The sequence below is a fragment of the Aurantiacibacter luteus genome, assembly GCF_001010945.1.
In the GTDB taxonomy this organism is placed as follows: Bacteria; Pseudomonadota; Alphaproteobacteria; order Sphingomonadales; family Sphingomonadaceae; genus Alteraurantiacibacter; species Alteraurantiacibacter luteus.
Genome location: NZ_LBHB01000001.1, coordinates 751006 through 772336, shown reverse-complemented (window position 1 = coordinate 772336; position 21331 = coordinate 751006). Strand labels below are relative to the sequence as shown.

22 protein-coding genes are annotated in these 21331 nt (G+C 67.2%); 9 read left to right on the top strand and 13 right to left on the bottom strand.

All coding sequences use genetic code 11. The annotated features are described in order from the left end of the window. Window positions 1-35 precede the first annotated feature (35 nt). From alr to radA, 5 genes are read right to left on the bottom strand one after another with little or no spacing between them, the layout of a single operon-like run. Window positions 36-1097 (bottom strand): alanine racemase, encoded by a 1062-nt coding sequence (gene alr / locus AAW00_RS03735; RefSeq protein ID WP_047002948.1) that lies wholly within the window; start codon window positions 1095-1097, stop codon window positions 36-38. Next, the gene (locus AAW00_RS03730) at window positions 1084-2721 is read right to left on the bottom strand and encodes an MFS transporter (protein WP_047002947.1); all 1638 of its coding nucleotides are present in this window, start codon (window positions 2719-2721) and stop codon (window positions 1084-1086) included. Before AAW00_RS03730 ends, alr begins: the two co-directional genes overlap by 14 nt. A 30-nt stretch (window positions 2722-2751) precedes the next feature. Then, window positions 2752-3183: an iron-sulfur cluster assembly scaffold protein gene (locus AAW00_RS03725; protein ID WP_047002946.1), complete on the bottom strand. Its 432-nt coding sequence runs from the start codon at window positions 3181-3183 to the stop codon at window positions 2752-2754. Beyond that, window positions 3180-3725, bottom strand: a complete 546-nt coding sequence (locus tag AAW00_RS03720) for a CvpA family protein (protein WP_047002945.1) — start codon at window positions 3723-3725, stop codon at window positions 3180-3182. The genes AAW00_RS03725 and AAW00_RS03720 overlap by 4 nt, the downstream gene beginning before the upstream one ends. A gap of 12 nt (window positions 3726-3737) precedes the next feature. Next, window positions 3738-5105 carry a DNA repair protein RadA gene (radA, locus tag AAW00_RS03715; RefSeq protein ID WP_047002944.1) on the bottom strand — a complete coding sequence of 456 codons (1368 nt, stop codon included), beginning with the start codon at window positions 5103-5105 and terminating at the stop codon, window positions 3738-3740. A 79-nt stretch (window positions 5106-5184) separates the two neighbouring features. Between radA and AAW00_RS03710 the strand changes: the two genes are divergently transcribed. Next, window positions 5185-7497 (top strand): patatin-like protein, encoded by a 2313-nt coding sequence (locus tag AAW00_RS03710; protein WP_047002943.1) that lies wholly within the window; start codon window positions 5185-5187, stop codon window positions 7495-7497. 9 nt (window positions 7498-7506) lie between these two features. Here AAW00_RS03710 and dnaJ read toward each other — a convergent pair whose 3' ends face one another. Then, a complete protein-coding gene (dnaJ, locus tag AAW00_RS03705) occupies window positions 7507-8622 on the bottom strand; it encodes a molecular chaperone DnaJ (protein WP_047002942.1) in 1116 nt (371 codons plus the stop codon). A gap of 72 nt (window positions 8623-8694) precedes the next feature. Next, the gene (gene dnaK / locus AAW00_RS03700) at window positions 8695-10629 is read right to left on the bottom strand and encodes a molecular chaperone DnaK (protein WP_047002941.1); all 1935 of its coding nucleotides are present in this window, start codon (window positions 10627-10629) and stop codon (window positions 8695-8697) included. A 174-nt stretch (window positions 10630-10803) separates the two neighbouring features. Here dnaK and AAW00_RS03695 point away from each other — a divergent pair, with 174 nt between their 5' ends. The 4 genes from AAW00_RS03695 to AAW00_RS15265 all read left to right on the top strand — a co-directional run bounded on the left by AAW00_RS03695 (window position 10804) and on the right by AAW00_RS15265 (window position 13629). Next, the gene (locus AAW00_RS03695) at window positions 10804-11325 is read left to right on the top strand and encodes a copper chaperone PCu(A)C (protein ID WP_052761744.1); all 522 of its coding nucleotides are present in this window, start codon (window positions 10804-10806) and stop codon (window positions 11323-11325) included. A gap of 77 nt (window positions 11326-11402) precedes the next feature. Beyond that, entirely contained in the window at window positions 11403-11825 is a 423-nt protein-coding gene (locus AAW00_RS03690; protein WP_047002940.1) for a hypothetical protein, read from the top strand. Window positions 11826-11884: 59 nt separating this feature from the next. After that, a complete protein-coding gene (locus AAW00_RS03685; protein ID WP_241461620.1) occupies window positions 11885-12403 on the top strand; it encodes a hypothetical protein in 519 nt (172 codons plus the stop codon). A gap of 311 nt (window positions 12404-12714) precedes the next feature. Further along, entirely contained in the window at window positions 12715-13629 is a 915-nt protein-coding gene (locus tag AAW00_RS15265; protein WP_047002939.1) for a hypothetical protein, read from the top strand. Window positions 13630-13698: 69 nt separating this feature from the next. On the opposite strand, the gene AAW00_RS03675 is transcribed toward AAW00_RS15265, so the two are convergent. From AAW00_RS03675 to hrcA, 3 genes are all read right to left on the bottom strand, one after another. After that, a complete protein-coding gene (locus AAW00_RS03675) occupies window positions 13699-13989 on the bottom strand; it encodes a glycine zipper domain-containing protein (protein ID WP_047002938.1) in 291 nt (96 codons plus the stop codon). A 77-nt stretch (window positions 13990-14066) separates the two neighbouring features. Continuing rightward, window positions 14067-14669, bottom strand: a complete 603-nt coding sequence (gene grpE / locus AAW00_RS03670) for a nucleotide exchange factor GrpE (protein WP_047002937.1) — start codon at window positions 14667-14669, stop codon at window positions 14067-14069. Between the two features lie 10 nt (window positions 14670-14679). Further along, window positions 14680-15723, bottom strand: coding sequence for a heat-inducible transcriptional repressor HrcA (gene hrcA, locus AAW00_RS03665; protein WP_047002936.1), 1044 nt, complete (start codon window positions 15721-15723; stop codon window positions 14680-14682). Between the two features lie 53 nt (window positions 15724-15776). On the opposite strand from hrcA, the gene rph reads away from it, so the two are divergent. Further along, window positions 15777-16490 carry a ribonuclease PH gene (gene rph / locus AAW00_RS03660; protein ID WP_047002935.1) on the top strand — a complete coding sequence of 238 codons (714 nt, stop codon included), beginning with the start codon at window positions 15777-15779 and terminating at the stop codon, window positions 16488-16490. After that, window positions 16487-17116, top strand: coding sequence for an RdgB/HAM1 family non-canonical purine NTP pyrophosphatase (gene rdgB, locus AAW00_RS03655; protein WP_047002934.1), 630 nt, complete (start codon window positions 16487-16489; stop codon window positions 17114-17116). Before rph ends, rdgB begins: the two co-directional genes overlap by 4 nt. A gap of 1 nt (window position 17117) precedes the next feature. Here rdgB and AAW00_RS03650 read toward each other — a convergent pair whose 3' ends face one another. Next, window positions 17118-17621, bottom strand: coding sequence for a CAP domain-containing protein (locus AAW00_RS03650; protein WP_047002933.1), 504 nt, complete (start codon window positions 17619-17621; stop codon window positions 17118-17120). A gap of 45 nt (window positions 17622-17666) precedes the next feature. Between AAW00_RS03650 and hemW the strand changes: the two genes are divergently transcribed. Continuing rightward, window positions 17667-18818 (top strand): radical SAM family heme chaperone HemW, encoded by a 1152-nt coding sequence (hemW, locus tag AAW00_RS03645; RefSeq protein WP_047002932.1) that lies wholly within the window; start codon window positions 17667-17669, stop codon window positions 18816-18818. Further along, window positions 18815-19714 (top strand): tyrosine recombinase XerC, encoded by a 900-nt coding sequence (locus AAW00_RS03640; protein WP_047002931.1) that lies wholly within the window; start codon window positions 18815-18817, stop codon window positions 19712-19714. Before hemW ends, AAW00_RS03640 begins: the two co-directional genes overlap by 4 nt. On the opposite strand, the gene AAW00_RS03635 is transcribed toward AAW00_RS03640, so the two are convergent. Continuing rightward, entirely contained in the window at window positions 19711-20325 is a 615-nt protein-coding gene (locus AAW00_RS03635) for a DedA family protein (RefSeq protein ID WP_047002930.1), read from the bottom strand. The genes AAW00_RS03640 and AAW00_RS03635 overlap by 4 nt on opposite strands. Before the next feature lie 32 nt (window positions 20326-20357). Next, window positions 20358-21329 carry a glutathione synthase gene (gshB, locus tag AAW00_RS03630; protein ID WP_047002929.1) on the bottom strand — a complete coding sequence of 324 codons (972 nt, stop codon included), beginning with the start codon at window positions 21327-21329 and terminating at the stop codon, window positions 20358-20360. Window positions 21330-21331 lie beyond the last annotated feature (2 nt).

Sequence of the window (21331 nt, the reverse complement as noted above, 5' to 3'; positions counted from 1 at the left end):
GCAAGCAATTAGCAAACGCGGTAAATTGTTGTCCCCTAGCGGGACTGGAAGCGGTGGCCGATGGTGGTCAGCAGCTCGTATTGCGACAGACCCGACCGCGCACTCACCTCGGGCAGGGCGAAGGGCACGGTCAGGTAATCGCCCTCCTTCACCGGCAGGTCGCCGCAGTCGACCACCACCATGTCCATCGATACGCGTCCCAGGATCGGCAGCATGACACCCCCATAACCGAGCGCCCCGCCCTCGCCCCGCGCGCGCAGGAAGCCGTCGGCATAGCCGATGGACACCGTTGCGGCGCGCACTGGCCGGTCGGCGGTCCACAGTGCGTTGTAGCCCACGCTCTCGCCCGGCTTCAGGTTGCGCACCTGCAGCACCGCTGCCTCCGGGAAGGCGACCTGAGCGACGTGGGGCGCGAGCGCCGGCACCGGCACTCCGCCGTAGAGCGCGATGCCCGGACGGGTCAGGTCGAAGTGATAATCACTCCCCAGCGCAATCCCGGCACTGTTGGCGAAACTGAGGCGCCGCGCCTCGACTTGCCCTGCGACCTCGCGAAAGGTCGAGAGCTGGCGCGCGTTCATGTCACTATCCTCGTCCGCCGAGGCGAGATGCGAGAGCAGCACGTCGACGTCCAGCCCGGCCACCGCGGCATCGCCTACCTCGTCCGCAGCGATGCCCAGGCGGTTGATGCCGGAATCGAGCATCAGATGGCAGCGCCCGCCGCCGGTCCGCGTCCACAGGTCGGCCTGCCGCAGCGAATTGATGACCGGCACGGCCCCGGTGGCGCGTGCATAGGCGGCCTCCGCCTCGTCGCGCGGCCCGTGGAGGACGGCGATGGAGGCTGCATCGGTATGCGCCAGTAGCGGCGCGACTTCGCCCCAGTGGGCGAGAAAGAACTGCCGAGCGCCCGCCTCGCGCAGGGCAGGTACGACGCGCTCGACGCCCAGGCCGTAAGCGTTCGCCTTTACCGCCGCGCCGGCCGCCGCGGCGCCCGACAGCCTGTCGAGAGTTCGCCAGTTGGCCTTAAGCGCCTCGGTATCGAGCCGCATCCGCAGGCTGGCGGGCGGCACCGCGACCTGTGACAAGTCAGGCGGGGTCATCGGCGAAGTCGGTAGGCGGTCCGCTCTTGAGACCCCACCAGGCGACCAGCGCGCCGAAGGCGACCACAGCCCAGGTGTACCAGAGGCCCGAATAGACATCGCCCGTGCGTGCCACGATGTAGCTGGAGATCAGCGGCAGGAACCCGCCGAGATAGCCTGCGCCGATGTGGTAGGGGATCGACATGGAGGAATAGCGGATGCGCGCGGGGAACATCTCGGTCAGCAGAGCCGCAACGGAGCCGTAGGTCAGCGCCGAGAGCGCACCGAGCGCGAGTAGCAGCGCGACGATGCCGAGCACGGCGATCCACGGCGGAAACTGGCGATCGAAGTCGTAGCCCGCCGCCTCCAGCGAACCCTGGATTCGCTCCTTGCGGGGCGCATCCTCCAGCCCGGTGTAATCGAGACTGAAGTCGCCGATCTCCACGACCTGCGGCACATCCTCGGCACCGGCGGCAACCGGGCGGATATCGTAGGGCACGCCGAGCGCGGTGAGATCGGACAGCACCCGTCCGCACTCGCTCGCCTGCACGTCGGCGAAGGGATCGAAGTCGCAAGCCGGGCCGCTGACGAAGACCTGGGCCTCGGCACTGCTGCGGGACAGGCCCGGATTGGCCAGCGCGCCCATGCCCCAGAAGATGGGAAACAGCAGCACTAGCGAGAGCAGCGCGCCGATGAGGATGGGCTTCTTGCGCCCTACCCTGTCCGACCACTTGCCCACGACGATGTAGAAACTCATCGCGATCGCACCGGCGACCAGCATGATGCCTTCGACAAGGCCGTTTTCCATCCGCATGGGCCCGCGCAGGAAGCTGAGGGTGGAGAAGAAAGCCGTGTACCAGATCACCGTCAGCACGCCCGCCACGCCGAACAGCGCCACGAAGATGCGGCGCTTGTTGCCGGGATAAGTGAAGCTTTCGACGAAGGGATTGCCCGCGGTCTCGCCGGCTTCCTTCATCGCCTTGAACACCGGGCTTTCCGACAGCTTCAGGCGCATCCACAACGATATGGCGAGAAGGGCGATGGAGAGCAGGAAAGGCACCCGCCAGCCCCATTCGGAAAAGGCCTCCTCCGGGATCAGCGCGCGGCATACAAGCACGACGAGGATGGACAGCACGAAGCCGCCGACCACGCTCGCCTGGATGAAGCTGGTGTAATAGCCGCGCCGTTCGGGCGGGGCGTGCTCCGCGACGTAGATCGCCGCGCCGCCGTATTCGCCGCCGAGCGCCAGGCCCTGCAGCACGCGCAGGGCGATGACGATGATCGGCGCGGCCACCCCGATGCTCGCCGCGGTGGGGATAAGGCCGACTCCCGCCGTCGCTACGCCCATCAGCGTGACGGTGACGAGAAAGGTGTACTTGCGCCCCAGCTTGTCGCCCAAGTAGCCGAACAGGATCGCGCCCAGCGGACGGCAGCCGAAGCCCACCGCAAAACCGGCCCAGACCAGCAGCGTTTGCAGCGTCTCGTTGCCGGACGGGAAGAAGGCCGCGCCGATCAGCGCCGCCAGCGTGCCGTAGATGAAGAAATCGTACCATTCGAAGATCGTGCCCGCCGAGCTGGCAGCAATCACCAGGCGAATGTCTTTCGCCGTGGGCTGGTGTTCCGATTGCGCGAGTATCGCGTCCATGCGCTCCCCCGAAGTCTCCTGAGCGAGCGGTTAGCCGGTCGCGGGCGCGGTGGAAAGGGCCGCCAGCGCCGCCTTCCACGGCAGCAGCATGGCGCCGTGACGTCCGGGAAAGGCGCGCGCCGGAGCGATCAGCGCGAGGTCGGGCCAGTCGGGCATGGCGCCTTCGCCCGCGATCCAGGCCGCGATGGCATCGTGGGCGGAAATCACCTCGTCCGGCATGCGACCGCCCACGTGGCGCGCGAAGACAGCGGCCGCCGCCTGTCCGACGGCGCAGGCGCGCACGAGCATTCCCAGCCCGGCGACCGAACCGTCCGCGGCAGGCTCTACGTCGAGCGCGATGGTCGAGCCGCACGCAGGCGAGCGCGCCTCTGCATGGAGCGCAGCGCCAGGCAGCGGCGGCCAGGCGGCCAGTTCCACGGCGGCGGCCAGCAACTGCGGGGTATAGAGCTTGTCCGCGCTCACCCGGTAGTGCCGACGGCGGGATCACCCTCCGCCTCGCTCTCGCCCTGCAAGCGGGCGCGGCGTTCCTGTATGATCTGCACCATGGCGCGCGAACCGGCATCGACGAGCTGGTAGGTGCGCGCCTCGGAAATCCAGTCGGGCCGCCCGCGCGCGCCCCAGACGGTATCGTAGCCAAGCACCAGCAGCGAAAAGGCGATGACGACGATGATGACGCCCTTCACCGCGCCGAAGCCGAAGCCGAGGACGCGGTCGATCGGGCCGAGCACCGAATTGCGCGAGCTTTGCCCGGCCATGCGGGCGATCAGCTTCATGCCCGCATAGGGGATGAGCAGCAGCAACGCGAAGGCAAGAATAGCGGCGGTGACCGGCGAGCCCATGAAATCGAGGATGGCGGCGGTCAGATCGGTGTGAAGGTAGCGGATCGCCAGCACGGCGAGAATCCACGCGGCGAGCGAGAGCACTTCCTGCACGAAGCCGCGCATGAACCCGCCGACCGCCCCGACCCCCACGAGCAGAAGCACGATGATATCGAAACCCGTCATTCGCCGGTCAATTTAGGTCGATGCCAGCAACCGGTCAACGAGTGACGTCACGCCGCCGATCCCGGCATAGCGCAGCCCCTTCACGTCCTGCCCGCCGTCCGCGGGGCCGAATGCGCGGGCAAAGCCGAGCTTCGCCGCCTCGCGCTGGCGCAACGAGGAATGCGCCACGGGGCGCACCTCGCCCGAAAGCGACAGCTCGCCGAACCAGATCGCGTCCTTGGCCAGCGGTTTGTCGGCCAGGGCGGAAATCAATGCAGCGGCCACGGCGAGATCGGCGGCCGGGTCCGACAAGCGGTAGCCGCCCGCGACGTTGAGATAGACCTCTGCCGTGGAGAAACTGAGCCCGCAGCGCGCCTCCAGCACGGCAAGCAGCATCGCCAAGCGCCCGCTGTCCCACCCCACCACCGCGCGGCGCGGGGTCGCGCCCGATTGCAGCCGCACGATCAAGGCCTGGATCTCGACCAGCACGGGCCGGGTCCCCTCAAGCGCAGGGAAAACCGCGCTGCCGGCGATGGGCTCGTCGCGGCCGGACAGGAACAGGGTGGAAGGGTTGCTGACCTCGGCGAGGCCATGCCCCTCCATCGCGAAGACGCCGATCTCGTCCACCGCGCCGAAACGGTTCTTGAGGCTCCTGAGGATGCGATACTGGTGGCTGCGCTCGCCCTCGAAGCTCATCACGGTATCGACCATGTGTTCCAGCACGCGGGGCCCTGCGATGTTGCCGTCCTTGGTGACGTGGCCGACGAGGACGAGGCAGGTCCCCGTCTCCTTGGCGAAGCGGATCAGTTCGAACGCGCTGGCGCGCACCTGGCTGACGGTGCCGGGCGCACCCTCGATCATGTCGGAATGCATGGTCTGGATCGAATCGACCACCAGCAGGTCGGGCGGCGTGCCGTTGCCGAGCGTGGTCAGGATATCGCGCACCGATGTGGCCGAGGCGAGGCGCAGGTTGGCATCCGCCACGCCGAGGCGTCCGGCGCGCATCCGCACTTGCCCGGTCGCTTCCTCGCCACTGACATAGACCACGTCGCCCCCCGCCTTGGCGATGGAGGCGGCCGCCTGGAGCAGCAGCGTGGATTTGCCGATCCCCGGCTCGCCGCCCATCAGGATAGCCGATCCCGGCACCAGCCCGCCGCCGAGCGCGCGGTCGAATTCGGCGATGCCGGTGGAGCGACGGGCCAGCGGGGCGGTGGGCGCGTCGAGGCTTTCGAACCGGATCGCCCGCCCGCCGCTCGACAGGTTGTGCGCGGCGGCGAACTTGGTTTCCGGCGCTTCCTCGACGAGCGTATTCCACTCGCTGCAATCCGCGCACTGCCCCTGCCAGCGCGAGGCGACGCTGCCGCATTCGGTGCATACATATCGCTTCTTCGGCTTCGCCATCGCAGGCGGACTAACCGGAACAGAACTGGAACGCAACAGCGGTTGTCGGCCCCTGCCCCATCTGCCAACAAGGTGGGCGATGCGGCAGAAGGAACTGAGGATAGCGCTGGTCTGCTACGGCGGGGTGAGCCTTGCCGTCTACATGCACGGCGTCACGAAGGAGATCTGGAAGCTCGCCCGCGCCAGCCGCGACCACCACGCCGCCACGCCTGCGCCGTCCGGCGGTGTCGAGGCCGTCTATCTTGCCCTCCTGCGCAAGATCGAGAGCGGCGACGGCCTGCGGCTGCGGGTGCTGACCGACATCGTGACGGGCGCTAGCGCGGGCGGCATCAACGCGGTCTTCCTCGCCCAGGCGATCCACTCCGGCCACAGCCTCGAGCCGCTGACCGAGCTGTGGCTGGAAAACGCCGACGTCGAGCAACTGGTGGACGAGGACGCGCGGCCGTGGTCGGACGTGGCGGCCAAGCCGTGGATGCGGCCCTTCGTCTGGTACCTCACCAATCGGCCCGGCAACCCGGTGAGCGAGAGCGTCTCTGCCGAAACGCGGCAGGAGGTGCGACGCAAGCTATCGGGGCTGGTGCGCGGGCGCTGGTTCGAGCCGCCGTTCTCCGGCCCCGGCTTCACCCGCCTGCTGCACGATGCGCTGCTCTCGCTCGGCACAGCGGGCGCCGAGAAGCCGTTGCTGCCGCCGGGCCATCCGCTCGACCTGCTGGTCACGGCCACGGACTATCGCGGCCACCGCGAGTTGCTGCGGCTCAACAGCCCGCCGCTGGTGGAAGAAAGCGAGCATCGCCTGCCCATCGGCTTTCGCGCGGCGACCCCGTCAAGCGGTGGACGGGACCTTGCGCCTCTCGCCGAACTCACCTTCGCCGCCCGCGCCACCGCGAGCTTCCCGGGCGCCTTTCCGCCGATGAGTGTGGGCGAGGTGGAAGCTGCGCTGCCCGGCGGATGGGAGGGGCGCGACGCCTTTCTGAAGCGCGTGATGCCTGCACACGTTGCACAGGGAACGCTCGACCAGGTGGCGCTGATCGACGGATCGGTGCTGGTCAACGCGCCATTCGCGGGCGCCATGGCGGGGCTTAGCGCGCGGCCGGCCCAGCGCGAGGTGGATCGCCGTTTCGTCTACATCGACCCCACCCCGGCCCGCCGCGCCCCGGCCCGCGGCGAAACCCCGCGCCGCATCGGCTTCTTTTCCGCCATCGTCGGGTCGCTTTCCGCGATCCCTCGGGAACAGCCGATCCGCGACAACCTGGAGACGCTCGCCGCACAGTCGCGCGAGGCGCTGCGGCTTTCGCGCATGGTGCAGACCCTGCGACCGCAGGTGGAAGCGGTGGTCGAGGGCATTTTCGGACGCACGCTGTTTTTCGACCGGCCCACGCCCGCTCGCCTCGCCAAGTGGCGTGCTCGCGCGCAGCAGGAGGCGGCGGAGCAGGCCGGCTACGCGTTCCAGTCCTATGCGCTCGCCAAGCTCGCCGGGATCGTCGATCGCCTCGCGGACCTGGCGCTTGCTGCCGGCAATTTTGACACCGCACCCGACCGCGCGAGCGTGGCCGCGGCGTTGCGCGGGGCTATCGAGGCGAGCGGGCTTGACACCCTGGGCAGTCCGAAGGGCGGCGCCAGCCCCGCGGCGATCTTCTTCCTGCGCGATCACGACCTCGCCTTTCGCATTCGCCGCCTGCGACTGATCGCCCGCCGCCTGTCGCGCGAATGGGATGCCGATCCGCATATCGACGATGACGAACTGGAGCGCGCGCGGGACGGAGTCTACCGCGCGATGGCGCTGTATTTCGACCGCGAGAACTTCAGCACTTTCGGCGACGACTTTGTCTCAGCGGCGAGCAATGTGCTGGCCGAGCCGGGAGCGTTTCTCGATGCCCTTGCCGCGGCCCGTTCGCTCCGCGCCGCCGACGAGGAGGCCGAAGGCATACTCGCCGAGACCATGCAGGCCATGTCGCGCGACCTCAGGCGCCGCGTCCTGCTCGCCTACCTCGGCTTCCCATTCTACGACGTCGCCACCCTGCCTTTGCTGCGCAACGAGGGCTTCACCGAGTTCGACCCGGTCAAGGTCGATCGCATCAGTCCCGACGATGCCACCGCGATCCGTGAAGGCGGCGCGGCGGCGAGCCTGCGCGGCACCGAGTTCTTCAACTTCGGCGCCTTCTTCAGCCGCGCCTACCGCGAGAACGATTACCTGTGGGGCCGGATGCACGGGGCCGAGCGGATGATCGACCTCGTCTGCTCGACGGTGCCGGGCGGTTTCGACGAGACCGTGTGCCTCAGCTTCAAGCGCGATGCGTTGCTCGCGATCTGCGACGAGGAGCTGGAGCGGGGCCTCTGCAAGCCGGCTTTGGTCGAACGGCTGCGCGACGAGATTGTCGGCAAGCTCGGCTAGCTATGACCGCTAAGCCCCGAAAGCGTCCTTAATCTTTTCGAAGAAACCGCGGCTCTCCGGGCATTCCTCGCCGGTCTCGGTCTCGCGGAACTCGCACAGCAGTTCCTTCTGCCGCGCCGTAAGCCTGGTCGGCGTTTCCACCATGACCTCGACCACCAGCTCGCCGCGTCCGCGCCCCTGCAGCACTGGCATACCCGCACCGCGTTTGCGCAACTGCTTGCCCGACTGGATTCCGGCGGGAATCTCGATCTGGTTCACCTCGCCGTCGAGGCCGGGAATTTCGATCGTGTCACCGAGCGCTGCCGTGGTGAAGCTGATCGGCACGCGGGTGAAGAGCGAAGTGCTCTCGCGCTCGAAGACCTTGTGCGGCTTGACGTGGACGAAGATGTAGAGATCGCCCGCGGGGGCGCCGCGCGGGCCGGCCTCGCCCTTGCCGGAGAGGCGGATGCGCGTGCCGTTGTCGACGCCGGGCGGCACCTCGACCTCGTAGTGCTGCTCCTTGTCGACGCGACCCTCGCCGCGGCAGTCGCGGCAAGGGCTCTCGATCACCTCGCCCGCGCCGTGGCAATTGGGGCACGGCCGTTCGATGACGAAGAAGCCCTGCTTGGCCCGAACCTTGCCCGCGCCGTGGCACAGTTCGCAGCGGCGGCTGCTGGTGCCGGGGGTGGCGCCGGTGCCGGTGCAGGTGTCGCAGGTGGTGGAAACCTCCACCTCGATCTCGGTCTGCTTGCCGTGGAACGCTTCTTCCAGCGTGATCTGCATGTCGTAGCGCAGGTCCGCGCCGCGACGCGGGCGGGCCCTGCCGCCGGGAGCCTGCCCGCCGAAAGCGCTACCGAAGATCGTCTCGAAGATATCGCCGATGTCGCCGAAATCCGCCGCGCCCGGGCCGCCGCCCTGCTGGAAGGCAGCGTGGCCATAGCGATCGTAGGCCGCGCGCTTCTGCGGGTCCTTCAGCACCTCGTAGGCGGCGCTGCAGATTTTGAACTGGTTTTCCGCCTCGGCATCACCCGGATTGCGGTCCGGGTGATATTTCATGGCGAGCTTGCGATAGGCGGACTTGATCGTCGCGCCGTCCGCCGTGCGCTCGATGCCGAGCACCTCGTAGAAGTCGATTTCAGATGACATACGCGAACCCCCAAACGTCGCCGCCACCGGCGCGCAGGGCGACGGTGGCGGCTTCGTTGTCCATCGGGATGATTATCCCTTGTTCTCGTCGTCGACTTCGGTGAACTCGGCCTCGACCACGTCCTCGTCGGAAGACGCGCCCTCGGCCGAGCTCGCAGCCGCATCGGCAGAGGCCGCGGCACCCGCGTCCTGCTCCTGCTGGTAGATCGCCTGGCCCATCTTCATGGCGGCGTCGGTCAGCTTCTGGCTCTTGTCCTTCATCGCATCGATGTCATCGCCTTCGAGCGCGGTCTTGGCCTCGGCAACGGCGGTCTCGATCTCGGACTTGAGGCCGGCATCAATCTTGTCGCCATTGTCGGACAGCTGCTTCTCGGTCGCATGGACCAGGCTGTCGAGGCCGTTGCGGACTTCGGCGGCCTCGCGGCGCTTCTTGTCCTCCTCGGCGAACTTCTCGGCATCCTGCACCATCTGGTCGATGTCGGCATCGGACAGACCGCCCGAAGCCTGGATCTTAATCTGCTGCTCCTTGCCGGTGCCCTTGTCCTTTGCATTGACGTTGACGATGCCATTGGCGTCGATGTCGAAGGTCACCTCGATCTGCGGCACGCCGCGCGGCGCGGGCGGAATGCCGACCAGGTCGAACTGGCCGAGCAGCTTGTTGTCCGCCGCCATCTCACGCTCGCCCTGGAAGACGCGGATGGTTACCGCGTTCTGGTTGTCCTCGGCGGTCGAGTAGACCTGCGCCTTCTTGGTCGGGATCGTGGTGTTGCGGTCGATCATGCGGGTGAATACGCCACCCAGCGTCTCGATGCCCAGCGACAGCGGAGTCACGTCGAGCAGCAACACGTCCTTCACGTCGCCCTGCAGCACGCCGGCCTGGATGGCTGCACCCATGGCGACCACCTCGTCGGGGTTTACGCCGGTGTGCGGCTTGGAGCCGAAGAACTCCTCCACCACTTCGCGCACCTTGGGCATGCGGGTCATACCGCCGACCAGGATCACCTCATCGACCTCGTTCTTGGAAACGCCTGCGTCCTCGAGCGCCTTCTTGCAAGGCTCCAACGTGCGCTTGATGAGGTCGCCGACCAACTGCTCCAGCTTGGAGCGGGTCAGCGTCTCGACGAGGTGCAGCGGGGTGGAGCTGCCGCCTTCCATGCGTGCGGTGATGAAGGGCAGGTTGACCTCGGTCTGGGCCGAGCTCGAAAGCTCGATCTTGGCCTTTTCCGCGGCTTCCTTCAGGCGCTGAAGAGCGAGCTTGTCGGTCTTCAGGTCCATGTTTTCCTTCTTCTTGAACTCGGCCGCCAGGTACTCGACGATCGTGCTGTCGAAGTCCTCGCCGCCGAGGAAGGTATCGCCGTTGGTGGACTTCACCTCGAACACGCCGTCGCCGATCTCGAGGATCGAGATGTCGAAGGTGCCGCCGCCGAGGTCGTAGACGGCAATGGTCTTGCCGTCATTCTTGTCCATACCGTAGGCCAGCGCCGCGGCGGTCGGCTCGTTGATGATGCGCTCCACCTCAAGTCCCGCGATCTGCCCTGCGTCCTTGGTCGCCTGGCGCTGCGCGTCGTTGAAGTAGGCGGGCACGGTAATCACGGCCTTGGAGACCGTCTCGCCGAGATAGCTCTCGGCGGTTTCCTTCATCTTCTGCAGGATGAAGGCTGAAATCTGGCTGGGCGAATAGTCCTCGCCGCCGGCCTCGACCCAGGCGTCGCCGTTCTTACCCTTGACGATGTCGTAGGGGACGAGCTCCATGTCCTTCTTGGTCAGCGGATCGTCGAAGCGGCGGCCGATCAGGCGCTTGATGGCGAACAGGGTGTTGTCGGGATTGGTCACGGCCTGGCGCTTGGCGGGCTGGCCGATCAGGCGCTCGCCATCCTTGGTGAAGGCGACGATCGAGGGCGTGGTGCGCGCGCCTTCGGAATTCTCGATGACCTTGGGCTTGCCCCCTTCCATCACCGAAACGCAGCTGTTGGTGGTGCCGAGGTCGATGCCGATAATCTTGCTCATTTACGTTCCCATTCTCTTTACGGTTGGACGCTGCGCGCTCGGTTTCCCGTCCCGGCGAAACCTGTCGGCAGCTCGGATAAAGCTGTGTAACGAGCCGCGATATAGGAGCGGTTTGGCTTGGCACAAGAGACCTGCCCGGCTAGAAATCCGCCATTGTCCGAGAGGGGTACACCAATGATCAAGACGCCGTTTTCCGCCACGATTTCGCTCGCCGCCGCCGCGCTGCTGCTCGCTTCCTGCGGCGAAGATGCCGCGCCCGAACAGGTTGCCGAGGCGAATGGGGACTGCGTAACCGGCATCGAGGTGACGGACGCATGGCTCTCGCTGCCTGCGGTCGAGGGCAATCCCGGCGCGGCCTATTTCACCCTCACCAACACCGGCAGCCAGCCGTGGACGATCCGCGGCGCGGACCTGCTGGGTGCCGAGAGCGCAATGCTGCATGAGACCACCGAGTTCAATCTGCAGGAAGACATGCAGGAGCTGGTCCAGCAGCCGGTCGAGCCGGGCGAGACCCTGCAGTTCGCGCCGGGCGGCAAGCACGTGATGGTCATGGGCGTCCCCGCCGACCTGGTCGCAGGGGGCCAGGGCGAGATCACCCTGACCGACGTGCGCGGCGACAAGTGCAGCTTCCCGGTCGAGGTGCGCGCCGCGGGTGACGCGCCTGCCGCCGCGACGGAAAACGCCGCCGCCGAGTGAACGGCGAAACAGCCCTCTCCTGCCCCGTCGGCGGGGAACGCCCCCTGAGTGCGGGCGAGGTCGCCCTCGCCCGGACCATGTTCGGCCACGCCATCGACTACGCGAAGGTCACCATACGCCGACGCAAATTCGCCTTCTTCCAGCCGAAGCGGGTGACGATGGCCCCGCGCGGCCACATTCACTTCCACCCGCTCGGCAGCGGCTATTGCGACGATTTCACAAAGGTCTCGCTCAGGCGGCAGGCGCTCTTTATTCACGAGATGACCCATGTCTGGCAGACCCAGACGCTGGGCGACTGGTATCTGCTGCTCAACCGCATGCCCTGGGCGCGATACGACTATGCGCTGAAGCCCGACTGGAAGCTGGAACAGTACGGCATCGAACAGCAGGCGCGCATCGTCGAGCATGCCTTCCTGCTGCGCAACGGGGTGAAACTGGCGGGCGTGGCAGATGCGCGGGCTTACGAGGCCCTGGTGAATTTTCCGGGAGCGACCGGCTGACCGACTTCGAGTTCATTTTCGCGCTTTACGCTCTCATTCTCGGCTTCTCGCTGGTCGAGTTGCTCGGCGGGCTGGGCCGCGCGCTGGAACTCGAATTCGCAGGCGAGGCCCGGGGCGGAGAGCGGCGTTTCACGATAGGCTGGCTCACCCCGCTCATGGCGATCTTCGTCATGGTGGACTTGATGTCCTTCTGGATGTTCTCCTGGACCGTCCAGCGGCTCGTCACCGTGACCCCGCACACCTTGCTGGCCGTGATGGCCTTTGCGAGCGCCTATTACTTGGCGGCGCGGCTGGTATTTCCCGCGGATCCAGAGCGTTTCCGCAACCTCGATGCCCACTACTTCCGAGTTTCCCGCACCATCTTCGGCATCCTCATCGCGCTGGTCGCCATCCAGTGGGCCTACCTGCTCTCTATCGAGGAAATCAGGTCGGCGCTTATGTCTGCGCGCAGCATCTGGACGACCCTGCTGTTCGTCGGCCTGATGGGAGCGGCGATGGTGTTCCGCCAACGCAGGGTGCAGGCGATTTTGCTGGTTGCGCTGATCGTTCGCTACTTGGTGCTTTACCTGCTGGTCTGACAGCTGTTTGGCGCGTCAAGCGACACGCGATTCCAGCTGATTTTTCCCACTTCGGCCAGCCCGGCGAGCACGCCGCGCAACCGGTGGCCAAAGTCTCCGGACAACACTCGAGATCGGCGCGCGGCTATGCACCATGGTTCGATTTCGGGCACCGTTTCAATATCTTGATTCGGAGACTTGCCCATCGGATGCACTGTGTTACACAAACAGAGACCGTGCTGGGGGGCAATCGGTCGTTCATGCTGGTGGGCACATGGCTGAACGAACGGGTCGCTCCGCATAGTCGCACAGACTACTTAGGGGGACCATTCATGTATAAGAAGACCTTGCTCGCCGCCGTCGCGATGTCCGCGCTCGGCCTTTCCGCGCCCGCGATGGCGCAGGATTATTCTGCCGAGCCGAACTACGGCACCTTTTCCATCCAGCCCGGCTTCGCCGACGACCCCCGCGTGATCAACGTCCAGTCGGGCGGGTCTGTGGATGCGAGCGGCATTTCCAGCGACTGCGCCGGTTATATTTCCGATGCGCCCGACGTGCGGCTGAACTACGGCCAGGGCAGCGGCACGTTGCCGCTGATCATCGGCGCGATGGCCGACAGCGATACGACGCTGGTGATCAACGCTCCCGACGGCAGCTGGTATTGCGACGACGACCGCGGCGCCGATCTCAACCCTCTCATCCGCTTCCACCAACCGCAGGCCGGGCAATACGACATCTGGGTCGGCACCTACGGCGGCAGCGACCTCCATCCCGCCCGCCTCTACATCACCGAGCTGGAAAGCACGCTGGCGGACGATCAGGGCGGTTCGTCCAGTGGCGGCGGCAGCTCCGGCGGTGGTGGCACCAACTACGGCAGCGTCAGCCTGCAGTCCGGCTTCACTCCCGATCCCTACCTCGTGCGCGTCCAGGCCGGCGGCAGCATGAGCGCTTCGAACATGGCTTCGGGCTGCGCCGGCTACGTCTCCTCCGCCGCCGATTTCGAACTCGACTACACCTCGGGCTCGCTGCCGCTATACATTTCCGCCGACGCCATGGCGGACACGACGCTGGTCGTGCGCGCTCCCAATGGCAGCTATTATTGCGACGACGACAGCGGCGAGGGCAACAATCCGCGCGTGTGGCTGCAGACGCCCATGACGGGCCGTTACCAGATCTGGGTCGGCACCTTTTCGAGCGGCTCGCTACAGGCGGCCGAACTCAATATTTCCGAGCTCTACAGCGAATAGAGCCGCAGGTGCGAATGGAGGCGGGTCCGCCGGGTATTGCCCGGCGGACCCGTTTCGCATTTTTACTCTTCAGAAATATCGGCGATAGCGATCGTCATTGCGACAATCGTCGTCGACATAGCGGCCATCGTAGTAGTAGCCGTCGCAGCGGTTGTTCTTGTCAGACACGTAGCCGACCACGGCACCGATAGCGGCACCTGCCAGGGCATAAGTCGTGATGTCCTCGTCGGTTATCGCAGCCACGGCTGCGCCGGCTGCAGCCCCGGCCAGACCACCTTCGACAGCGTAATTCTCGGCGCACGCGGTCAGGCCCATGCTGGACGCGATCAGCGCGGGTGCGAGCAAAATCTTGTTTTTCATGTCGTCTCTCCGTGTCGCCCCCGCTGATGACGATACGGACAGGAACGGCCGGTGTTCCGAATTTTACGCGCCTGGTATCAATCCGGCTTCTTCGCAACGCCGACCATGCTCGGGCGCAGCAGGCGGTCGCGGATCATGTAGCCGGCCTGCATTTCCTGCACCACCGTGCCCGGTTCCGCGTCGTTTGAGGGGATTTCCAGCATCGCCTGGTGCTGGTTCGGATCGAGCGGCAAACCCATCGCCGCGATTCGGCTGATGCCGTGCTGGGCGAAGACCTTTTCCAGCTCGCGCTGGGTGGCTTCGATCCCGGCGACCAGGCCGCGAAACTTATCGTCCTCGCGCAGTTCGGCCGGCACCGCATCGATGGCGCGCGAGAGGTTGTCGGCCACGCTCAGCACGTCGCGGGCGAAGCCGGTCGCCGCATAGGTGCGTGCGTCCTGCACCTCGCGCTCCATCCGGCGGCGCTGGTTCTGCGCTTCGGCCTTGGCATAAAGCGTCTCCTGCTTCGCCGCCTCGAGATCGGCGCGCAGCGAGGCGAGCGCGTCGTCCACGCTCCCGCCGTCCTCCTCGTCGTCCCCGTCGGCGAGAAATTCCTCCGGCACGCCTTCCAGTTCGCGCGCCACTTCCTCGTCGCGTTCGATATCCGTCTGGCCGGTTTCGGCCTTTTCGTTGTCCGTCATCTCTACCTGTCTATCCGATGATCCTGCCCAGCGATCGGGCGGTGAAGTCCACTATCGGTACGACGCGCGCGTAATTCAACCGCGTAGGGCCGATAACGCCAAGCACACCCACCACCCTGCCCTCTCGGTCGCGGTAGGGCGAGGCAATGACGCTGGATCCGGAGAGCGCAAACAGCCGGTTCTCGGCGCCGATGAAGATGCGCGCCGATTCGGCCTCGCGCGCGCTTTCCAGCAATTCGGCGACGGATTGCTTGTTCTCGAGGTCGTCGATCAGCGAGCGGACCCGTTCGATATCAGTCAGCGCGCTCTCGTCGAGCAGGTTGGAGGCGCCGCGCACGATCAGCACCGGGCGCCGCGCGGCATCCTCGCTCCAGGTGGCGATGCCGGCCTCGACCAGGTGCCGCGCCGCCTCGCCCAGCGCGCTGCGGCCCGAGGCGATTTCCGCCTGCATGGCCCGCGCAGCCTCGGCGAGCGTGCGCCCGGCAAGCTGCGCGGTGACGTAGTTGCCCGCCTCCACCAGATCTGCCGGGGAGAGCCCGTCGCCGATGTCGAGCACGCGGTTCTCGATCCCGCCGTCCTCGCCCACAAGCACGGCGAGCGCGCGCCGTTCGTCGAGCGCGACCAGCCGCATCTGCGCGAGCCGCGGCTCCCGGCGCGGCACCATGACCATGCCCGCCGCGCCGCTGATTTCCGACAGCATGGCGCTGGTCTTTTCGAGCGCGCTCTCGATCGGTCCGGGGGCGGAGAGCTTCCTTTCGATGGTCGCGCGCTCCTCGGCGGTCGGCTCGGCCACCTGCATGATACCGTCGACGAACATCCTGAGCCCGCTCTCGGTCGGCATCCGCCCGGCACTGGTGTGCGGCGCGGCGAGCAGGCCGAGAATTTCCAGCTCGCTCAGCACCGAGCGGATCGAGGCGGGCGAGAGGTTCACCGCCCCGCTCTGCGCGAGCGCCTTCGAGCCGACCGGCTGCCCGCTGGCGAGATAGTCCTCCACCACGAGCCGGAAGATGTCGCGCGCGCGGTCCGTCAGGTCGGTGATGGTGGGGGAAGCCATGACAAGTCCTACTCTAGGCGCTACGGCCCGCTTCGCAATATCTGGAGACCTTCATGCGACCTTCCGGCCGTGCGCCCGACGAAATGCGCGCCATCACGATCGAAACCGGCTTCACCAAGCACGCCGAAGGAAGCTGTCTCATCAGTTTCGGCGACACGCGCGTGCTGTGCACCGCGAGCGTGGAAAACAGCGTGCCGCCGTGGATGCGCAACAAGGGCCGCGGCTGGGTGACGGGCGAATACTCGATGCTTCCGCGCGCCACGCACACGCGCGGCAGTCGCGAGGCGGCGCGCGGCAAGCAGAGCGGGCGCACGCAGGAAATTCAGCGGCTTATCGGGCGCTCCTTGCGCGCCGTGGTAGATCTGGAGAAGCTGGGCGAGCGACAAATCACGCTCGATTGCGACGTGCTGCAGGCCGACGGCGGCACGCGCACGGCCTCGATATCGGGCGCCTGGGTGGCGTTGCGGCTCGCGGTCAACAGCCTGCTGGCATCGGGCACCTTGAAGGCCGATCCGATCACCGCCAAGGTCGCCGCGGTTTCCTGCGGCATCCACCAGGGAACGCCGGTGCTCGACCTCGACTACATCGAGGATTCGAACGCCGATGCCGATGCCAACTTCGTGCTGATCGAGGGCGGGCAGATCGCCGAGGCGCAAGCCACGGCGGAAGGCGCGACCTACGACGAGGAAGGCTTGCTGCGCCTGCTGCGCCTCGCGCAGATGGGTTGCGGCGAGATCTTCCGTGCACAAGAGGCGGCAGTCAGGTGACGCGGCAGCTCGGCAGCGGCAAGCTCGTCATCGCGACGCACAACGCGGGCAAGCTGAAGGAGATTTCGGCCCTGCTCGCGCCCTACGGCGTTGATTGCGTGTCGGCGGGTGCGCTGGGCTTGCCGGAGCCTGCCGAGACAGGCCGCACTTTCGTCGAGAACGCACTCATCAAGGCGCGCGCTGCTGCCGAGGCTTCGGGCCTGCCCGCGCTCGCCGACGACAGCGGGCTCGCCGTCGATGCGCTCGACGGCCGCCCCGGCGTCTACACCGCCGACTGGGCCCAGCGGCAGTGGTTCGAAGGCGAACCGGGACGCGACTGGTACATGGCGATGGGCAAGGTCGAAGGGCTTTTGCAGCAGCTCGGACCCGGCGCCTCGCGCGCCTGCGCCTTTCACTGCGTCCTCGCGCTGGCATGGCCTGACGGCGAGCACGCGATCTACGAAGGGAAGGCGGCGGGCAAGTTCAGCTGGCCTCCGCGCGGCACGCTCGGTTTCGGTTACGATCCCGTTTTCGTGCCGGAGGGCCGCGAGCACACGTTCGCCGAAATCGACCCAGAGGAAAAGCACGCCATCAGCCACCGTGCCGATGCCTTTGCCCGGCTGAAGGCCGACCAGTTCGGCGCCTAGGTCACATCACCTCTCGATCGTAGACATTGCCCGCGGGCCAGTAGCGGCAGACGAGGAAGTCGTCGCGCGCGCCCCGCGCCACCGCACAGCCGAGCTGCCGGGTCTCGCGCCAGACGACCTGCGTGTAGTGCCCGACGTCGCTCCATTGCCCGGTGGTCGAGACATGGGGAAAGGTGCCGGGGCGATAGTGCTGGCGCTCGGCCACGAAGGCACCGACCATGAATTCCGCGCCGAACCGCCCCGCGCTGCCCATCCACAGGTTCTCGCCCACGCCCGCGCGCGTGTCGCGGTCCGAGTGCTCCATCCGTCCGATCTCGGCGAGATGCTCGGCCCACGCCTGCGCCTCGGCGGCAAGGCGCGGGTTCCATTCAAGCGGAGGCGTTCCCGCCTCGGCCCGTGCGGCGTTGTGCGCGGCCAGCAGGCGGGCGGCAAAGGGGTTCGTTTGCGCCGTGACAGGCAAGGCGGCGACCAGGGCGAGGAGCGCGAGCGGAAACAGGCGTTTCATTCCGCGCAGCTTGACTTGGCGGCGTTAACGCACACTGAAACGGGCATGGCGCGCGCGCTCTACATTCACTGGCCCTTCTGCCTCGCCAAGTGCCCTTACTGCGACTTCAACTCGCACGTGCGCGAGAGCGTGGACACGGCGGCATGGCAGGCCGCATTGCTGGCCGACCTGCGGCACGAGGCGCACCTTGTGGGCGGCGAGGCACTGGAATCGATCTTCTTTGGCGGCGGCACCCCGTCGCTGATGCCGCCCTCGCTGGTCGACGCGCTGCTCGCGGAGGCGGAGAAGCTGTGGGGTTTTACCCCCGGCATCGAGATCACGCTGGAAGCCAATCCGAGCTCGGTCGAGGCGGCGAAATTCGCCGATCTCGCGGCGGCAGGGGTCAATCGCACTTCGCTGGGGCTGCAGTCGCTCGATGACAAGGCCCTGCGTTTCCTCGGACGCCTGCATAATGCGGCTGAGGGGCTGGCGGCTCTGGAGACCGCGCAGCGGGTGTTCGGCCGCGTCAGTTTCGATCTCATCTACGCCCGGCCCGGCCAGGGCGCGGCGGCATGGGACGCGGAACTCTCCCGCGCGCTTGCCTTGGGCACCGGCCACCTCTCGCTCTACCAGTTGACGATCGAGCCGGGCACCCGCTTCGCCACCGATGTGAGGCTCGGCGGTTTCGCGCCGCTGGACGACGATGCGGCGGCGGACCTGTTTACCCTCACGCGCGAGCGCACGGCGGCCGCTGGCCTGCCCGCCTACGAGATCAGCAACCACGCCCGCCCCGGCGAGGAAAGCCGCCACAACCTCGCCTACTGGCGATACCGCGACTATGCCGGCATCGGGCCCGGCGCGCACGGACGGCGCGGCGGCCTTGCGACCATGCGTCACAAGAAGCCCGAGAACTGGCTATCCGCCGTGGCGCGCAACGGCCACGGCCTGCAGGAGGAGCGCGCTCTCGGGATGGCGGAGCAGGCGAGCGAAGCGTTGCTGATGGGATTTCGGCTGGCCGAGGGTGTGGATCTCGATAACCTCGGCAGCCGCTTTGCCTTGCCGCGAGAGGCGCTGGTCGATCCGCGCGAACTCGACCACCTCGTCGCCATCGGGATGGCATGGCACGACGGCGGGCGGGTCGGGGTCACCGAAGCGGGAATGCCGTTGCTCGACGCCATCCTGCCGCGCCTGGTGGCGGACGAACTGGTCCAGGCGTGAGCGAGGCCGCGGACCTCCTCGACCAGTGGCGCCATCATCTCGCGGCCGGCCAGCGTCGCTCGCCCCATACGGTGCGCGCCTACGTCGCCACGGCGGCGCGTCTGCTGACGCGATGGGACGCGCCGGGCTGGGCCGAGGTCGCCGCGCTCTCCACCCGCGACCTGCGCGGTCACCTGGCGGCGCGGCGGGCCGAGGGCCTGTCCAACGCCTCCGCGGCGCGCGAACTCTCGGCGCTAAAGGCCTTTACCGCCTACGCCCGCGAACAGGTCGGTGCCGATCCGGGCAGCGCCCCGCGCCTGCGCGGTCCGCGCATCAAGAAAGGCCTGCCCCGCCCCGTCACGCCCGACGAGGCGGCTAACCTTGCCGATGTCGTGGCGACCAGCGCCGCCGAGGACTGGATTGGCCAGCGCGACATGGCGGTGCTGATGCTGATGTACGGCGCGGGGCTGCGCATTGCCGAGGCGCTGTTGCTGACGGCCCGCGACCTTCCGCTGGGCGAAACGCTGGTGGTGACCGGCAAGGGCAACAAGCAGCGCATGGTTCCCCTGCTGCCCGTGGTGCGCGAGGCCGTGGCGACCTACGCCGCCGCCTGCCCCTGGCCGCTGGAGCGCGAGACACCGCTGTTCCGCGGCGCCAAGGGCGGACCGCTGGGACAAGGCATGGTGCAAAAGGCGATGGCACGGGCGCGGACTGCGCTCGGCCTTCCCGATACCGCCACGCCCCACGCCCTGCGCCACAGCTTCGCCACGCATCTGCTTGGCGCGGGGGCGGATCTCAGGAGCCTACAGGAACTGCTCGGCCACGCCAGCCTCGGCTCGACGCAGATTTACACCAAGGTGGACGCGGCCAGGATGCTTGAGGCCTACCGCGACGCCCATCCCCGGGAGCAGGACTAGTCGGTCGGCCGCTCTGACCGCGGCACCCAGGTCATCACGCGCCAGACGTAGCCGATCACGCCCAGCACGATCAGCCCAATGATGATCCACGCGAGGACGTGCTGCGATTCCGCGAAATAGGCGCCCAGCCACTCGCCGCCCTTGATGAGCAGGGCGTTCCAGATCAGCGATCCGGCAAAGGTATAGCCGAAGAATTTCCACAGCGGCATATGCGCCAGCCCCGCGGGCAACGAGACGATGGTGCGCAGGAAAGGGCTGAAGCGCAGGAAGAAGACCACCCAGTGGCCCTTGCGCACGAAGAACTGCTGCGCCTTGGCGATATGCTCCCAATCGAGGGTCAGCCAGCGGCCCCAGCGCTCGACGAAAGGCTCGAGCCGCTCGAAGCCCCACTTGTCGCCGATCCAGTACCAGAAGTAGTTGCCCGCCGTTGTGCCCAGCGTGCCGATCAGCAGCAGCGGCCAGAAGTCCATCCGGCCCTGGTGCACCAGCAGGCCACCCACGCCCATGATGACTTCGCTCGGTACCGGCGGAACGACGTTCTCGAGCGCCATCAGCAGGAAGACGCCGAAGTATCCGCCGCGGTGGATGAGGTCGATGATGAGCTGGTCCATTCGCCCCCAACGGACAAATGGCCGGTTCGGTCCTAGGTCGCGCCGCCGATCATCGCCGCGTGGCGCCGTTCCAGCGCGTCCCAGATCATGCCGGCGGTGTCGGTGCCGTTGAAGCCGTCGATGGCGACGATGCCGGTGGGGCTGGTGACGTTGATCTCGGTCAGCCACTCGCCGCCGATCACGTCGATGCCGACGAATGTGAGCCCGCGGCGCTTGAGGTCGGGGCCCATCGCCTCGCAGATCTCCCGCTCTCGCGGGGTAAGCGTGGTCGCCTCGGCGCTGCCGCCCTGCGCCAGGTTGGAGCGGAACTCGCCCGCACCCGGCCGCCTGTTGATCGCGCCCGCGACCTCGCCGTCGACCAGCACGATGCGCTTGTCGCCCTTCGCCACCTCGGGGAGGAAGGGCTGCACCATGTGCGGCTCGGGCCAGGTCTGGTTGAACACCTCGAACAGGGCGGACAGGTTGGTGCCGTCGGCATCCACACGGAAGATCGCCTTGCCGCCGTTGCCGTGCAGCGGTTTCACCACCACCGCCCCGTGCTCGCGCTGGAAGGCGCGCACGTCCTCCAGCACTCTAGTGATGAGAGTAGGCGGCATGAAGCGCGCGTAATCGAGCACGTACATCTTTTCCGGCGCGTTGATTACCTCGCGCGGATCGTTGCTGACGAGCGTTGTGCCCTTCAGCCGGTCGAGCAGCAGCGCGGCGCTGATGTAGCCGAGATCGAACGGCGGGTCCTGCCGCATCAGGACCACGTCGATATCCTCGGCGAGATCGATCTTCTGCCGCTCGCCCGCGCGGAAGTGGTCGCCCTTCACCCGCTGCACATGGCTTACGGGCCGCGCCCAGGCGCAGATCGCGCCGTCCTGCCAGCTCAGCGTCCTGACGTCGTATTCCCACAGCGAATGCCCGCGCTCCTGCGCCGCGAGCATCAGGGCGAAGGAGCTGTCGCCGGCGATGTTGACGGTTTCCAGCGGGTCCATCTGGACGGCTACTTTGAGGGACATTG

Coding starts and splice junctions, on each gene's coding strand:
- AAW00_RS03635 (WP_047002930.1), bottom strand. CDS start 20,325: ATGGACCAGCTCATCATCGACCTCATCCACCGCGGCGGATACTTCGGC.
- AAW00_RS03695 (WP_052761744.1), top strand. CDS start 10,804: ATGATCAAGACGCCGTTTTCCGCCACGATTTCGCTCGCCGCCGCCGCG.
- AAW00_RS03690 (WP_047002940.1), top strand. CDS start 11,403: ATGTTCGGCCACGCCATCGACTACGCGAAGGTCACCATACGCCGACGC.
- AAW00_RS15265 (WP_047002939.1), top strand. CDS start 12,715: ATGTATAAGAAGACCTTGCTCGCCGCCGTCGCGATGTCCGCGCTCGGC.
- dnaK (WP_047002941.1), bottom strand. CDS start 10,629: ATGAGCAAGATTATCGGCATCGACCTCGGCACCACCAACAGCTGCGTT.
- hrcA (WP_047002936.1), bottom strand. CDS start 15,723: ATGGCTTCCCCCACCATCACCGACCTGACGGACCGCGCGCGCGACATC.
- AAW00_RS03650 (WP_047002933.1), bottom strand. CDS start 17,621: ATGAAACGCCTGTTTCCGCTCGCGCTCCTCGCCCTGGTCGCCGCCTTG.
- radA (WP_047002944.1), bottom strand. CDS start 5,105: ATGGCGAAGCCGAAGAAGCGATATGTATGCACCGAATGCGGCAGCGTC.
- hemW (WP_047002932.1), top strand. CDS start 17,667: ATGGCGCGCGCGCTCTACATTCACTGGCCCTTCTGCCTCGCCAAGTGC.
- gshB (WP_047002929.1), bottom strand. CDS start 21,329: ATGTCCCTCAAAGTAGCCGTCCAGATGGACCCGCTGGAAACCGTCAAC.
- AAW00_RS03720 (WP_047002945.1), bottom strand. CDS start 3,725: ATGACGGGTTTCGATATCATCGTGCTTCTGCTCGTGGGGGTCGGGGCG.
- AAW00_RS03675 (WP_047002938.1), bottom strand. CDS start 13,989: ATGAAAAACAAGATTTTGCTCGCACCCGCGCTGATCGCGTCCAGCATG.
- rph (WP_047002935.1), top strand. CDS start 15,777: ATGCGACCTTCCGGCCGTGCGCCCGACGAAATGCGCGCCATCACGATC.
- AAW00_RS03710 (WP_047002943.1), top strand. CDS start 5,185: ATGCGGCAGAAGGAACTGAGGATAGCGCTGGTCTGCTACGGCGGGGTG.
- dnaJ (WP_047002942.1), bottom strand. CDS start 8,622: ATGTCATCTGAAATCGACTTCTACGAGGTGCTCGGCATCGAGCGCACG.
- grpE (WP_047002937.1), bottom strand. CDS start 14,669: ATGACGGACAACGAAAAGGCCGAAACCGGCCAGACGGATATCGAACGC.
- AAW00_RS03730 (WP_047002947.1), bottom strand. CDS start 2,721: ATGGACGCGATACTCGCGCAATCGGAACACCAGCCCACGGCGAAAGAC.
- alr (WP_047002948.1), bottom strand. CDS start 1,097: ATGACCCCGCCTGACTTGTCACAGGTCGCGGTGCCGCCCGCCAGCCTG.